This window comes from Mycobacterium sp. NGS50 (genome assembly GCF_059812545.1).
Map to the genome: position 1 here is coordinate 18,370 of NZ_JCALCW010000011.1, position 14,282 is coordinate 32,651.

Annotated in this window: 12 protein-coding genes; 4 read left to right on the plus strand and 8 right to left on the minus strand. The window is 69.1% G+C overall.

The annotated features are described in order from the left end of the window. Nucleotides 1–67: 67 nt before the first annotated feature. From AC5Y36_RS09910 to AC5Y36_RS09920, 3 genes are read right to left on the minus strand one after another with little or no spacing between them, the layout of a single operon-like run. Nucleotides 68–487, minus strand: a complete 420-nt coding sequence (locus AC5Y36_RS09910) for a CoA-binding protein (protein ID WP_500040711.1) — start codon at nucleotides 485–487, stop codon at nucleotides 68–70. Further along, on the minus strand, nucleotides 487–990 hold the full coding sequence (locus AC5Y36_RS09915; protein WP_500040712.1) for an XRE family transcriptional regulator: 504 nt from the start codon (nucleotides 988–990) through the stop codon (nucleotides 487–489). The genes AC5Y36_RS09910 and AC5Y36_RS09915 overlap by 1 nt, the downstream gene beginning before the upstream one ends. After that, on the minus strand, nucleotides 987–3,875 hold the full coding sequence (locus tag AC5Y36_RS09920; protein WP_500040713.1) for an MMPL family transporter: 2,889 nt from the start codon (nucleotides 3,873–3,875) through the stop codon (nucleotides 987–989). The genes AC5Y36_RS09915 and AC5Y36_RS09920 overlap by 4 nt, the downstream gene beginning before the upstream one ends. A 204-nt stretch (nucleotides 3,876–4,079) precedes the next feature. Here AC5Y36_RS09920 and AC5Y36_RS09925 point away from each other — a divergent pair, with 204 nt between their 5' ends. Further along, nucleotides 4,080–4,592, plus strand: a complete 513-nt coding sequence (locus AC5Y36_RS09925; RefSeq protein WP_500040714.1) for a hemophore — start codon at nucleotides 4,080–4,082, stop codon at nucleotides 4,590–4,592. A gap of 71 nt (nucleotides 4,593–4,663) precedes the next feature. Here AC5Y36_RS09925 and AC5Y36_RS09930 read toward each other — a convergent pair whose 3' ends face one another. Next, the gene (locus tag AC5Y36_RS09930) at nucleotides 4,664–5,044 is read right to left on the minus strand and encodes a DUF3054 domain-containing protein (protein ID WP_500040715.1); all 381 of its coding nucleotides are present in this window, start codon (nucleotides 5,042–5,044) and stop codon (nucleotides 4,664–4,666) included. Beyond that, a complete protein-coding gene (locus AC5Y36_RS09935; protein WP_500040716.1) occupies nucleotides 5,034–6,104 on the minus strand; it encodes a lysylphosphatidylglycerol synthase transmembrane domain-containing protein in 1,071 nt (356 codons plus the stop codon). The genes AC5Y36_RS09930 and AC5Y36_RS09935 overlap by 11 nt, the downstream gene beginning before the upstream one ends. Before the next feature lie 118 nt (nucleotides 6,105–6,222). Between AC5Y36_RS09935 and AC5Y36_RS09940 the strand changes: the two genes are divergently transcribed. Further along, on the plus strand, nucleotides 6,223–7,338 hold the full coding sequence (locus AC5Y36_RS09940; RefSeq protein ID WP_500040717.1) for an AI-2E family transporter: 1,116 nt from the start codon (nucleotides 6,223–6,225) through the stop codon (nucleotides 7,336–7,338). A gap of 75 nt (nucleotides 7,339–7,413) precedes the next feature. Here the strand turns inward: AC5Y36_RS09940 and mmpL3 are convergent, their stop codons facing one another. Genes mmpL3 through trmB form a run of 3 tightly spaced genes read right to left on the minus strand, consistent with a single transcriptional unit; the run spans nucleotide 7,414 to nucleotide 11,719 of the window. Beyond that, nucleotides 7,414–10,236 (minus strand): trehalose monomycolate exporter MmpL3, encoded by a 2,823-nt coding sequence (gene mmpL3, locus AC5Y36_RS09945; RefSeq protein WP_500040718.1) that lies wholly within the window; start codon nucleotides 10,234–10,236, stop codon nucleotides 7,414–7,416. Between the two features lie 47 nt (nucleotides 10,237–10,283). Beyond that, a complete protein-coding gene (locus AC5Y36_RS09950; protein ID WP_500040719.1) occupies nucleotides 10,284–10,964 on the minus strand; it encodes an NYN domain-containing protein in 681 nt (226 codons plus the stop codon). Beyond that, a complete protein-coding gene (gene trmB, locus AC5Y36_RS09955) occupies nucleotides 10,961–11,719 on the minus strand; it encodes a tRNA (guanosine(46)-N7)-methyltransferase TrmB (RefSeq protein ID WP_500040720.1) in 759 nt (252 codons plus the stop codon). The genes AC5Y36_RS09950 and trmB overlap by 4 nt, the downstream gene beginning before the upstream one ends. Nucleotides 11,720–11,872: 153 nt before the next feature. On the opposite strand from trmB, the gene AC5Y36_RS09960 reads away from it, so the two are divergent. Beyond that, on the plus strand, nucleotides 11,873–12,748 hold the full coding sequence (locus AC5Y36_RS09960; protein ID WP_500040721.1) for a hypothetical protein: 876 nt from the start codon (nucleotides 11,873–11,875) through the stop codon (nucleotides 12,746–12,748). 58 nt (nucleotides 12,749–12,806) lie between these two features. Continuing rightward, complete coding sequence (locus AC5Y36_RS09965; RefSeq protein WP_500040818.1) at nucleotides 12,807–14,198, plus strand: hypothetical protein; 1,392 nt, start codon at nucleotides 12,807–12,809, stop codon at nucleotides 14,196–14,198. The last annotated feature ends 84 nt before the right edge of the window (nucleotides 14,199–14,282 follow it).

A 14,282-nucleotide genomic window follows, 5' to 3' on the forward strand; every position in this document is an offset into this window, starting at 1 on the left:
ATCGTGGCCGGAAACGCACGAGTGCAGGCATGCCTGAGTGCACTCTCGGTGTCGGCCGGCTACCGATTCAGTAGAACCGGGCGTGGTCCACCTTCAGGCAGCGATCCATCACCACCTGCAGGCCGGCCGCCTGCGCGTCGCGAGCCACCTGCTCGTCGCGTAACCCCAGCTGCAACCACAGGGTCTTGGGCCGCTGCGGGAGGCCCAGGACCTCGTCGAGCACGGACGGCAGCTCCTCGGCGCGGCGGAACACGTCGACCAGATCGGGTGTCACCGGCAGCGCGGACAGGCTGGGATACACCGGGGCGCCGCTGATCTCGGTGATCGTGGGGTTGACCGGATACACCTGGAAATGGCCGGTCGCGACCAGGTACGAGTAGATCTCATTGCTGGGTCGGGCGGGGTTGCCCGACGCCCCGACGACCGCGATGCTGCGGGTCTGATGCAGGATCTGCCGCAGGTCGGCGTGGTGCCCTGAATGGTCCATCAGTTCTGGCCCGGCCCCCGGTCGCCGCGCATCTTGACGAACCGGTCGGAGAGCCGGCGCATCCGGATCATCAGCGACGCCGGCGGGCTGACCTTGGCATCGAGGTAGTCGGTGAGGTCGTTCACCTGCACCCCGGACCGGGAGGCGAACTCGGTCAGGCCCAGTCCGGACCGTTCCATCAGCAGCCGGATGTGCCGGGCGACCTCGGCGCGCTCGTTGGCTTCCAAATGCGCGCGGGTACGGGCCAGCACCTCGGTGAGCGCTTTGGAGATGCCGTACGGGCGTGACCCGTCGAGCACCTCCTCGACCTGGCGGGCGGTCCGCCCGTACGGGTCACGCTTGAGCGCGACGACGATGCGCTGCCACACCTCGATGTCGCCGGTCTCCAGCGCCGACCGGATCGCGGCGGTCGACCAGAACTCGACCGGGCGGTCGATCGGACGCGTGCGGGGGCCCGACCGGTGCGGCACCGGTACGCGACGTGGGTCGGCCGCCAACGTCACCTCGCCTCCTCCAGCATCGCCACAGCCACCGTCAGGCAGCGTTGCTTGACGTCCTCCCAGTCTGCCTGTCCATCGGGTTCCGGTGCGCCGTTCTCGTCGATGTCGGCCGGCCGCGGATCGGCCAGCCGCCGGACCAACTGGCTGGCGATCCATTGTCGCCTAGCCGGTTGACCGGCGTAATACCGGTCTATCCCGGCCAACGCCATCGCCGCCGCCTCGGGTTCCAGCGCATCCGCCAGCTCGGCGAACTCGGTGAAGTCGCGGCTGCGGTTGCGGCGCATGATCAGGTAGCCCTTGAGCCGCAGCGTCTCGGCTCCGGTCGGGATCTGCAACCGGTCGCCGGTGGGCAGCTGCACGGTGGTGATCTCCAGCGGGCTGCTCCGCTCGAACATCGGATCGCCGGCCTCGTCCTTGCCCAGCGCGTCCAGCGCGATCTGAATCCGGTCGCACCACACGGTGACCGGATGGCGGGTGACGCCGTTTCGGGCCGGCCAGCCGACCAATTTCCGGGACGCGGTGGTGCCGTTGACCGCCGCCGGGGCGCCGTTGGGCCCGCAGCCGCGCAGCGCCAGCGGGTCGGTCACGCAGATCGCGTCCGGGATCAGCTTCTTGAGTCGGGCCGCGGACTTCACCGCCAGCCGCAGCTCCGCGCTGGGAACCACCGAGGTGAATTCCTCGTGCGGGATGAGCACCACGCCGCCCAGATCGATGGTGGGCAGCGGCTTCTCGAAGTCCACCGACGGCAGGATGCGTTTCAGCCAGCCGGGCAGCCACCAGTTCCACTGGTGGAACATCGCCATCAACGCCGGAACCAGCACCAACCGCACCACGGTGGCGTCCACCGCGATGGCCACCGCACATGCCACCCCGAGCTCGGCGACCAGCGGCATCCCGGCGAACGCGAACCCGATGAACACCGCGATCATGATCAGCGCCGCGCTGGTGATGGTGCGCGCGCTGGTGCTCACGCCGTAGGCGACCGCGTCCAGGGTGTCCCCGCTTTGCAGGAAGCGTTCCCGGATCCGGGTCAGCAGGAAGATCTCGTAGTCCATCGACAGGCCGAACGTCATCGCCAGCACCAGCGGCGGAATGGTGCTGTCGATCGAGCTGATCGGTTCAAAGCCCAGCTTCGCCAGCCAGCCCCACTGGAACACCGCCACCAGGCTGCCGTAGGCGGCGGCCACCGACAGCATCGTCATCAGCACGCCTTTGAACGCCAGCAGCACCGACTGGATCGAGACCAGCAGCATCACGAACGCGATGAGTGCGACGAACACCAGCACCAACGGTTCGGTCGCCGACACCCGGTCGTCGAAGTCCTTGATCAACGCGGTGGGCCCACCGACGTCGACCTGGGCGCCCCAGTGGGCGTTGGCGACGTTGGCGAGGTGGGTCCGCAGCCAGTCGATGGTCTGCCGCGCCTCCATATCCTCCGGATCCACCGACAGCACCGCGGTCAGCAGCGCGCTGTCGTTGTTGTCGGCGAACACCGGGGGCAGCACCCGCCCGGTGGTGTTGGGGGCTTGGGCGATCTCCTGGCGGATCGCGTTGAGCGTCCCGGCGTGCTGGGGTGCCGAGGCGTTGCCGTCGGGGAAGGTGACCAGCACCGGAATCGGTCCCAACGCGCCGGGACCCAACGCTTCGGCGGCGGCGGCGACCCCGGCACGGATTTCGTGCGACGGATCGAACTGGCGCAGCATGCTGTTGCCCAATGTCAGCGCGGCCGCCGGCGCAGCCATCACCACCAGCACCAGCGACGCCAGCAGCGCCGACAGCCACGGCCGGTGCATCACCTGGCCGGTCCAGCGGGTCCAGAACCGGGACTGGGTGGACTCCGGGAGCCGCGACCAGTGCAGAACCGCGGACCGTTTGGCAACCGAGCGCCCGAAGGTGGCCAGGATGGCGGGGGTCAGCGTGGTCGAGGTGAGGACGGCGATCGAGACGGCCAGGATGGCCCCGGTCGCCATCGACACCAGCACCGGGGTGTCGATCAAGTAGATCCCGGTGACCGAGGCGACGACGGTGAGCCCGGACAGCACCACCGCCAGCCCCGAGGTCGCCATCGCCGCGTCGATCGCCTGCTGCGGCTCGCGGCCGGTGCGCAACTCCTCGCGGAACCGCATCAAGATGAACAGCGAATAGTCGATGGCCAGCGCGATGCCGAACATCGAGACCGTCGACGTGACGAACACCGACATGGTGGTGAACGTCGACAACAGATAGACCAGCCCCATCGTGACGATGACGGTGGCGATGCCCAGTGCCAGCGGGATCGCCGCGGCGGCCAGCGACCCGAACACCGCCAGCAGCACGATCAGCACGATCGGAAGATTCCAGTGCTCGGCGTTGGCGATGTCCTGTTTGGTCTTCGCCGACGCCGCGGCGCCCAGCGCGCCCTGCCCGATCACATACAGCCGCACCTCGCCGTTGTGGATCTGGCCGGGCTGATCACCGTGCACGCCGAGTTCGGTGCGCAGCTTCTTGGCGACGTCGACGGCGCCGGTGTTGTTGTAGTCCAGCCGCAGCGAGACGACGTACGGACGGTCGGGTTGTGGGGGCGGCTGAGCGCGGTTGGGTACCACGGTGAGGCTGGCGGACTCGGCGGCCACCCGGTGCAGCAGCGCGACCGCCTCGGTCATGTCCGCTGTGGTGGCGTCGGCGCGGGGCGCGGCCACCAGCGCCAGTGGCGACGCGCCCTGGTCGGGGTAGTGGTCCTGCAGCTGGTCGTGCACGTACAGGGATTGCGAGCCGGTGACCTCGAAGCCGCCGCCGGTGAGTTGACCGGATTGGGTTGCCGCCAGGTAGACCGCCGGGACGACAGCCATCAGCCACCCCGCGAGGACGATCCAACGATGTCTGCGCAGGCTGGCCGACAGGCGCATCATGAACTGCTGGATCGCTAGCCTCCCGGTCTCTGGCGCCCTCCCGTCGCGTTCGGACGAGCCTACCGCAGCACGGCGTGAACTAACTCACTTTTGTGGCTCTGAACTGCGGTGACCCGGTGCCGACGGGGAGCGCAGGTGGCGGCTTCGGGCGCGGCGGGGCATGGTGGTGCGAGGAAGGTAAACCGTGACGTGAGGAGATCGGAGTTGATCACGACCAGGGAGGCCCTGCGCCGCTGTTTCTCCGGTGCCTTGACCGCGACCGTGATGGCCGGCGCCGCCGCGGTGGTGTCGGTGCCGCTCGCGTCGGCCGCGCCCGACCCGTGCGCGGCCAACGAGGTCACCAAGACCGTCGGCTCGGTGGCCCAGAAGACCGGTGAATACCTCGACAAACACCCCGAGACCAACCAGGCCATGACCAGCGTGATGCAGGCGCAGTCCTCGCCGGGATCGGTGGCGGCGCTGAAGACGTATTTCGACACCAACCCGGGTGCGAAGAGCGACATCGAGAATCTGACCGCACCGCTGACCGATCTGGCCACCAAGTGCAAGCTGCCGATCACGTTGCCGCAGATGCTCGGCATCATGCAGGCCGCCCAGGGCGGCCTGCCGGGCGGAACGGGATCGCCGGCCGTGGTCGGGCAGCCGGGTCCCGGCGCGGTGGCGGTGCCCCGTCCGGGACCGGCCCCGAATGTGATCGCGCCCAACGCCGCCAGGTAAGCCGCCGCACGACGCGTTGGCTCTGCGCCTAGGGCGCGAAAGGTCGAGTAGCCTGCGCCGTGGGTGCAGAGTCAGCGAGGTTGGGCCGGGCGGCGCCTGGCCCACACGGCGCGCCAGCCGAGCAGCAGCACCGCGGTCACCGTCGCGGCCACTCCGACGAAGCTGGGTGCCACCCCACGGTGCAGCACCTGACGCAGCAGCATGCCGACCGTCACGGTGGCCACCCACACCACGAGTCCCGTCGGTGCAATCGCGGTGGGCCGCCGCCAGCCGCGGGCCAGCAACCATCCGACGGCGGTCCCGGACAGAAACGGCCAGGCCGTGTCTGCGATGCCGGCGACGGTCAGCCCCTCGGCGTGGCTGCGCCGGCCCAATGTGCAGAACACGAGGACGCACCCGATGTCGGCGGCCAGCGCGGCCAGGACGGCGCGCCGCGTGGTGTCAGTGGGCATCGATGATCTCGGCGTCGGGGTCGATCTCGCCCTGGGGACGGAATACGAACAGGAACACCACCCAGCCGACGGCGGCCACCAGCAGCCAGCTGATCAGCCGGTAGATCAGCATCCCGGAGATGGCGTCGGGCAGCGACATGCCGCTGGACACCAGACCCGGCACCAGCACCGCCTCGACCACCAGCAGGCCACCGGGCATCAGCGGAATGGAGCCGACCGCGCGGGCGGCGGCGTAGGCGACGGCCAATCCGGCCACCGACGCGTTGCCGCCGGTGGCGTAGGCGGCGAACGCCAGGCAGGCCACGTCGGCGACCCAGTTGAACAACGACCAACCGAACGCCATGCTGAGGTCGCGGCGCCCCAGGCTGACCGACTCCAGCTGGGCCAGCATCTCGCGCCACTTGGCCAACCCGGTGTCGGCCGGTCTGTCCCGAATCGAATTGATCCAGGACAGCACCCGCACCCCGATCCCGTCGATCAGCTCGGGCCGGGTTGCGACCGCCTGCGCCAGCAACAGCAGGGCGACGAAACCGCCGAGGGTGAACAACAGCGAGAACGGGTTGTCCTTGGCGCCCAGGAAGAAGGCCCCACCCAACCCCAGCAGCGCCAGCCCGACAGCCTGCAGCACGCCGGACATCACCAGCTGCCAGGACGCCACCACCGGGGAGGCGCCCCACATTCGTTGCTGCCGGTAGATGAAGGTCGCCGACAGTACCGGTCCGCCCGGCAGCGTCGTGCTCAACGAGTTGGCGGCGTAAATCGCCGCCTCCGAACGCCATTGCCGCACCCGCACGCCGGCCGAGCCCAGCAGGGTGCGCTGAATCTGGGCGAAGCTGTGCATCGAGGCGGCGGCCGCCAGACCCGCCGCCACCAGCCACCACCACTTGGCGGTGTACAGACTCACCCACGCCTTGGCCAGCTGATCGCGGACCAGAACCAGCTCGACCGTCAGCACCACGGCGACCACCCCGAGGGTCACCCAACGCACCCACGCGTACCGACCGCGGGCGGGAAGCGTCACCTGCTGGCGGGCGGCAGTGGCGTGAGCGTCGTGGGACACGCGGATCAGGGTAGCCGCACCGGGGTGCCGGCAAACCCCATCAGCCCAGGCCAGGCAGTCTCGGTTGGGTTCCGATTAGCGGGCGTCGCGGTAACGCGCGGGCGGTTACGCTACCGGCATGTCAGCCATTGAGGACGAGGCCGTACACCCGTTGGTGCGCAAGGCAGCGGCGTGGTCCTGGCGGCTGCTGATCCTGCTGGCCGCCGCGACGGCGGTGGGCTGGGTGTTCAAAAGCCTTGAGGTGATCTTCGTTCCGATCGCGTTGGCGCTGATGCTGTCGGCGCTGCTGCTGCCCGGGGTGGACTGGCTGGACCGGCACCGGGTCAACCGCGGCCTGGCGGTGTTTCTGCTGATGCTCAGTGGGATGGCGATCATCGCCGGAATGCTCGCGTTCGTGGTCAGCCAGTTCATCGAGGGTCTGCCGGGGCTGGTCGAGCAGGTGACGGTGTTGATCGACTCCAGCCGCCGGTGGCTGGTCGAGGGTCCGCTGCACCTGAGCCGGGATCAGGTCAACAACATCGGCAACACCGTCACCGAGATGCTGCAACGCAATCAGGCCAAGCTGACCCATGGCGCGCTGGCCACCGCCGCCACCTTGACCGAGATCATCACCGGTGCGTTCGTGGTGCTGTTCACGGTCATCTTCTTCTTGTACGGCGGCCGCAACATCTGGGCGTTCGTGGTCAAGATCTTCCCGACGCAGGTACGTGAGCACGTCCATCACGCCGGTATCGCCGGCTTCCAGGCGCTGGTCGGCTATGTGCGGGCCACCTTCGTGGTGGCGCTGGTCGACGCGGCCGGTGTCGGCACCGGCCTGGCGATCATGGGGGTGCCACTGGCGTTGCCGCTGGCGTCGCTGGTCTTCCTGGGCGCGTTCATCCCGCTGGTCGGTGCGGTGATCAGCGGGATGCTGGCGGTGATCGTCGCCCTGATCGCCAAGGGCGCGGTGTACGGCCTGATCACGCTGGGGGTGGTCATCGGCGTCAACCAGCTGGAGTCGCATGTCCTGCAGCCGTTGGTGATGGGACGCGCGGTGTCGCTGCATCCACTGGCGGTGGTGCTGGGCATCTCCACCGGCGGCGTGTTGGCGGGTATCCCCGGTGCCCTGCTGTCGGTGCCGACGATCGCCTTCGTCGACCGGGCGGTGCGGGTGCTGATCAGCCCACCCGAGGAGGAGCCAGACGAAGACGGCCCGTTGCGTATCGAGGCCCAACCCGACCACGTCCCCGACTGATTTCGAATGTCGGGTTGTGTCACACGTTTTCGTCAACAGCGTGCATCAACCCGACATTCGGCGGGGCCGACTGGACTAGAAGCGGCCCTCGCGGCGCAGCAGGTCCTGGGCGCTGAGGCCGCCCCGACGCGGCCGAGGCTGATCGTCGCCGCCGGGCTGGCCGGCGTCGCTGCCCTGGGGGCGCGGCGCGGCCGGGAACGCCGTGGTCTCCGCGGAATCACCGGGCGGCTGCGCGGCGGGCGGGGGCGGGGTGCTGCGGCCGCGACCGGTCGATTCGCCGCGCAGTTCGCCCAGCCACGACTCGATCTCGCGGTCCTGGTTGGGCGCGGGCCGCGGTAGCGGGCCGTTGCGGGTGCCGGCGTTGCCGGCCGCGAACCGGGTGGTGGTGGGCTCAACGTCGTCGGTCGAGGCGGCGCGGATTCGGGTGGTCGCCGGGTCTGACTCCCCGGCCTCGGTCGAGGCGGCCCGCATCTTGCTGGTGCCCGACGTCGACGGCGTGGTCTGGACCGTGCCGGTGACGGGGCGGCGCGGCTGCCCACCCGGATGGGTGGGGTCGTGCGGTGGGCGGGGCCGTCCGGCGGCCGGGGCGGTGGCACCGACCAGAGCCTGCGCGCGGGTCGAGTTGCGTTTGCGTTCGTCGGGCAGCCGGATCTCGCCCAGGCCGATGCGGTTCTGCAGCCGCTTCATCCACCGGGGCGCCCACCAACAGTCGTCGCCGAGCAGCTTCATCACCGACGGCACCAGGAACATCCGGACCACGGTGGCGTCCAGCAGCAGAGCCGCCATCAGCCCGAACGCCAGGTATTTCATCATCACCAGGTCGGAGAACACGAACGAACCCGCGACCACCGCCAGGATCAGCGCGGCGGCGGTGATCAGCCGTCCGGTGGTGGCGGTTCCGATCCGGATCGCCTCGGTGGTCGACACGCCGGATTCTCGCGCCTCCACCATCCGGGAGACCAGGAACACCTCGTAGTCGGTGGCCAGACCCCAGCCGACCGCGACCACCAGGGCGATGATGACCACCATCAGCGGGGTCGGGGTGAAGTTCAACAGCCCGGCGCCGTGCCCGTCGACGAAGATCCAGGTCAGGATGCCCAGTGTTGATCCGATCGTCAGTGCACTCATCACCGCGGCCTTCAGTGGCAGCACCAGCGATCCGAACGCCAGGAACAACAGCAACGTGGTGGTGGTCAACAGGATCACCAGCAGCAGCGGTCCCTGGTCGGCTAGGGCATGGATGCTGTCCTGTTCGAGCGCCGGAGTACCGCCGACCAGCACACTGAGCCCCTTGGGCGCGGTTATCGCGCGCAACTCCTTGATCTTCTGGGCGGCATCGTTGCGGTTGATCAGACCGTTCTCGATCACCCGAACCGATTTGTCCTTGGACGCACCCGGCAGTTGCGGGCGTTCCTTCCACATGTCGGCCGGATTGTTGTCCGGTTCGACGAACCCGCTGAACGCCATCGCCTTGCTGCGGATATCGGCGACCTGCTGGTCGGTGACGTCCTTGTCGTTGTTGGACTCGATGACCAGCGTGAGTTTCTCGGTCCGGAAGCCGGGGAAGATCTGGTCGAAATGCTCCTGGGCGACCCGGGCGGGATTGTCCGGTGGCAGGTACTTCTCGCTCATGCCGCCGAAGGACAGCTTCCCGAGCGGGATGATCAGCAGGATCATCGCGATCACGATCGGGATGGCGAACACCAGCGGTCGCTTCATCACGAAGTTGACCAGCTTGCCCCAGAACTCGCCCTCGACCTCTTCGCGGGTCTTGGTCTTCTGGGTCTTCTCGGCGAACCAGCCGATGATGCGGTTGGACAGCCACCAGTTACGCAGGAAGGGCACCCGGTACAGGGTGCGCACCCCCAGCGAGTCGACGTGGGTGCCGAGCACGCCCAGGCAGGCCGGCAGCAGTGTGATCGACAGCAGTGCCGCCAGCCCCACCGAAGCGAAGATGGCGTAGGTCAGCGCCTTCACGAAGCCCTGCGGCAGCACCAGCAGGCTGGCGCTGGACACGATGATCAGCACGGCGGAGAACACCACGGTGCGCCCGGCCGTCATCACCGAGCGCCGAACCGCCGCCTCGGTGTCGTAACCCTCGGCAAGCTCCTCGCGGAAGCGGCTCACCACGAACAGCCCGTAGTCGATGGCGATGCCGAAACCGATCAGTGAGATCACCGGCTGCGCGAAGAAGTTCACCGGACCGAACTCGGCGACGAATCGCAGGATGCCGGTTGCCCCGGCAATGCTCAGCCCACCGACCATGACCGGCAGGCTGGCCGCGATCACCCCGCCGAACACGAAGAACAGCACGACCGCGACCAGCGGCAACGCCAGGACTTCCATCCGCTTCTGATCGGTGGCGATGGTGCCGGTCAGCGCATTGGCGACCGGCTGCAACCCGGCCAGTTCGACGTGGCCGCCGTCCAGCTTCTGCAGCGCCGGCTCGACCTCTTTGTAGTTGTTGAGGATGGTGTCGTCGTCGTCGCCCTTGAGCTGGATCGAGACGAAGGCGTGGTGTTTGTCACCGTCGGCCATGGTGTGCAACTGCTCGGGGTTGGTGAAGTAGCCCACCCAGCTCATCACCTGGTCGGGGTTCTTCTCCTTGACGGTGTTCAGGCCGTTCTTGACGCCGTCGAACCAGTGTTTGTCATCGACGGTCTTGCCCTCGGGGGCGGTGAACACCGCCACCACGTGGCTGGTGCGATCGCGTCCGTACACCTTGTCACCGTCGATCGACGCCTGCACCGACTGGGCGCCTTCGTCGTAAAAACCGCCCTGCGTAACGTGTTCGCCCAGGCTCATCCCGTAGATGCCGCCGCCGAGGCACAGCGCGACCATGACCCCGATTACGATGAACCGGTAGCGGTATACAGTTCGACCCCACCAGGCGAACACATACGCTCCTTACTGCAAATCCGTGGCGACCCGCGCTTTCCAGTTGTTTACCCGCGCGACGTCAATAACGAGGTCAACGGCCGGAACGGCTGCAGCCACGCGCCCTGCTCTGGTAGCGAATCTAGGCCAATCCGCGGCAGCGGCTCCCGGAATACGCCAGGAATGTCTTCCAGGTCGACAAACTCCAAGGTATCCGAGGCTAACGCCCAACTAGCGTGTTCACGAAATCCCAGCACCTGAACGCTGATCCCGGTGCCGGCAATTTCTTCCATCGGCGTCCGGAACGCCTGCCCGTCGGCGGAGGCCACCACCAGGGCGGCCAGCCCCTCGCCGTTTCGCAGCTCGATATGGGCCAGCATGTCGGAGTCGACATCGCTGTCCTCGTCCACCTTGGGTTTGGCGAAGACCGCGAATCCGACGTTGCGCAGTGCCTCCACCCATGGCCGCACCACGTCGGCGGTGCCCGGAGCGATGTTGGTGAATACGGTGGCCTCGGGCTCCACGGTGATGTCGGGATAGTGGGCCGATACCTCGGCGGTGCGGGCCAGCAGCCAGCGGCCCAGGGCGTCGAAGCGGGGCCGCTCCACGCCGGTCGGCCGGCGGCCCAGGATCGAGCCCAGCCCCATGTCGAGGTTGGGGGCGTCCCACACCAGCAGCACACGCCGCGCGTTCGGCGTGACGCTCGGCGGATCGGTGACCAGCTCGGTTTCCGGCGCTTCGGTGGTCATGGCCGCTTCTCCCAGAGCAACTCCGCGACGGAACTGCCCGCGTCGCGGGCCTTCGTCTCGTACTTGGTGATGGGGCGGGCCACCGAGATCGGCAGTCCTGGCGAGTCCGGCGTAATCCGGCGCAACCGCGGCTCGGCGTCGCCGACCTCGGCGATCTGCTCGGCGTAGCCGGGGTGGTCGGTCGCCGCGTGCAGGACGCCACCGGGTTGCAGCAACTCGGCGATGCGTCCGACGGTGGCGGGTTGCAGCAGTCGGCGCTTGACGTGGCGGGCCTTGGGCCACGGATCGGGGAAGAACACCCGCACACCGACCAGCGAGCCGGGGGTGAGCATGCGTTCCAGCACGTCGACCGCGTCGCCGCGGACCAGCCGGATGTTGTCGACGCCGTCCCGGTCGATGGCGCTGAGCAGCTGGGCCAGCCCGCGCCGGTACACCTCCACCGCGACGACGTCGATGTCCGGTTCGGATCGGGCCATCGCCAGCGTCGAGGTGCCGGTGCCGCACCCGATCTCCAGCACCAACGGGGCCTGGCGGCCGAACCAGGCCCGGGTGTCCAGCGCGGTGGCATCGGGGTCGGCCTGGGCCCCGAGCGTCGGCCACAGCCGCTCCCAGGTCCGCTGCTGGGCGTCGGAGACTGCGGATCGCCGAGACCGGAAACTGGTGGTTCGCGGATAACCCCCGGTGTAGGAGTGCGCGGAGTCGTGCGACGGAGGATCCGCCCAACGTTGCGCCTGCATCCGTCCATGGTGACCCATCAACGCCGGCATGCCGCATTGTGGTGCGGATTGATACCCAACAGTTGCCTTGGACTGGTACGGGTGGCTCGCGCCGGCCCGCGCCGGCTGCCACCATTCGGCTAGGTCGGCCACCAGAGGGGGACGCAGATTCTTGTCGACGAACTCAACCGGTTGGCCGCCGCCGATCCACGGGTGACGGCGATCGCCGAGCGGGCCGCTGCGCCGCTCCGGGTGGCGGTCACCGGCCGGCCCGGGGTGGGCCGCGGCACCGTCGCCCGTGCCCTGGACCGCGCCGGGATCTCGGTCGCCGCCGTGCCGGAATCCGACGTCGCGGTGCACGTCATCGCCGAGGTACTCAAGCCGGAGGACGCCGAAGCCGTTGCAGCAGCGTCGTTTCCGGTGCTGGTGGTGTGCAACAAAGCCGATGTCGCCGAAGCCGGGTCGGGGATTCCGATGGTGGCGTTGCTGGCCGTCGCCGACGTGGACGAACAGTTGTGGGCCGCGCTCGAGATGCTCGCCGCCGAACCCGCCCACCTGGGCGGCGTCGACGATTTCGTGCACGGCCGGCATCGGTTGCCCGGTGCGGTTCGGCAGCGACTGTGCGACATGCTGGACCTGTTCGGGATCACCGAGGCGGTGGCCGCTATCCGCCGGGGCGGCACCGCGGCCGACGTCCGAGCGCTGCTGCACGATCTGAGCGGCGTGGACACGGTGTGCGCCCGGATCGCCGCCGTCGGCGCCGAGGTGCGATATCGGCGCCTGGTCGACCGGATCACCGAGCTGGAGGCGCTGGCCGCGGGAGAGGTCGGGGGGCCGGTGGCGGGTTTCCTGGCCGGCGACCGCGTCGCGTTCGCGCGCGAGGCAGCGGCCGTCGCCGTGCTCGAGGCGGCGGGCCTCGAGGCCGGGCCCGACCGCGACGCGGCCGACCAGCTGCGCAGGGCTGTGACCTGGCGTCGCTATAGTCGGGCCCCGGTGTCCTCCGTTAATCAGGCTTGCGCCGGCGACGTCGTACGTGCGTCGTTGCGTCGATGGTCGTCCAGGGGGTGAGGTGAGCGCGGCGGAGTCCGAGACCGGGCCCGACTGTCCGACAGCGGCGGTCGATGCGATGGTGGCTGAGATCCTGCCCCAGATGCGCGCCCCCCTGCTGAACCGGCGCGACGCGGTGCTGGTGACCGGCCCGTGGCTGTCCGGGGTCAGCAGCGTGGCAGCCGCATTGCGCGCCCGGCTGCCCGGCCACGAGTTCATCGAGTCCACCGACCTCGCCTCCGGCGAGACTCCGGCGGCGGTGGTGTTCGTGGTGTCGGCCGCGTCCGTCGTGACCGAATCGGACTGCGCCCTGTTGGACGCCGCGGCGGTACACACCGACGCGGTGATCTGCGTGGTCTCCAAGATCGACGTGCACCGCGCCTGGCCCGACGTGTTGGCCGCCAACCAGGCGACGCTGGCCGCGCACGCGCCGCGCTACCGCGACGTGCCCTGGGTGGGTGTGGCCGCCGCACCCGAGCGGGGCGAACCACGACGCGACGACCTGGTCGCCCGGCTGCGAGACCTCATCGGAGGCGCCGACCTGGCGCGTCGCAACCGGCTGCGGGTGTGGGAATCGCGGTTGCAAGCCGCGGTGGACCGCTACGAACACGACGTGGAAGGGGTGGGACGGCGAACGCGGGTGACCGCCCTGCAAGAGGAGCGCGAAGCCGCGCTGCGGCAGCGCCGACTGTCCAAATCCGAGCGCACCATCGCGCTGCGCAGCCAGATCCAGCAGGCCCGGGTGCAGCTGAACTACTTCGCCCGCAACCGGTGCACGTCGCTGCGCGGCGAACTGCAGGAGGACGCGGCCACCATGACCCGGCGGCGGCTGCCCGCGTTCGAGGAGTACGTTCGCGAGCGCGTCGACGACGTCGTCACCGAGGTGGACGAGGGCGTCAGCGAGCAGCTGAGCGACCTGGCGAAGGAACTGACGTTGACCGTCGACCTGCCGGATTCCGCCGAGGCACCCGAGGTGCCGGTGCCCCCTGCGTCGCTGGACAGCCATCGCCTGGAAAGCCGGTTGATGATGCTGTTGGGCGTCGGCTTCGGACTGGGCGCAGCGCTCACCCTGAGCCGGTTGTTCGCCGACCTGGCACCGGCATGGACCGCGGCGGGGGCGGTGGGCTGCGCGGCGATCGGGCTGGCACTCACCGTCTGGGTGGTCAGGACCCGTAGCCTGCTGCGCGATCGCGCCGTGCTGGATCGCTGGGCCGGGGAGGTGACGACGGCGCTGCAGGCGGCGGTCGAGCAGCGGGTGGCCACCCGGGTGCTGGCCGCCGAATCGGTGCTGACGGCGGCGTTGAACGAACAAGATGCCGCGGAGGCGGACGACGTCGCTACTCAGGTCGCGGCGATCGACAGTGAACTGCGCGAACACGCGGTGGCCGCTGCCCGGGCAGTGGCCGTTCGGGACCGCGAGACCCCGGCGTTGCGTAAGGCACTGGAACGGGTACAGGCCGAGTTGGAGTGAGGTATCGGGTACCCGAAGTTTGCCGATCATCGGCGCGATAGCCTCTACTAAGAGCATCCAGGGCGATTTCCCAGCGAAACCCCC

Bases quoted from the DNA above. Each gene is read 5' to 3' on its own strand.
- AC5Y36_RS09910 (WP_500040711.1), bottom strand. From the start codon at position 487: ATGGACCATTCAGGGCACCACGCCGACCTGCGGCAGATCCTGCATCAG.
- AC5Y36_RS09920 (WP_500040713.1), bottom strand. From the start codon at position 3,875: ATGATGCGCCTGTCGGCCAGCCTGCGCAGACATCGTTGGATCGTCCTC.
- AC5Y36_RS09930 (WP_500040715.1), bottom strand. From the start codon at position 5,044: ATGCCCACTGACACCACGCGGCGCGCCGTCCTGGCCGCGCTGGCCGCC.
- AC5Y36_RS09940 (WP_500040717.1), top strand. From the start codon at position 6,223: ATGTCAGCCATTGAGGACGAGGCCGTACACCCGTTGGTGCGCAAGGCA.
- AC5Y36_RS09950 (WP_500040719.1), bottom strand. From the start codon at position 10,964: ATGACCACCGAAGCGCCGGAAACCGAGCTGGTCACCGATCCGCCGAGC.
- trmB (WP_500040720.1), bottom strand. From the start codon at position 11,719: ATGGGTCACCATGGACGGATGCAGGCGCAACGTTGGGCGGATCCTCCG.
- AC5Y36_RS09965 (WP_500040818.1), top strand. From the start codon at position 12,807: ATGGTGGCTGAGATCCTGCCCCAGATGCGCGCCCCCCTGCTGAACCGG.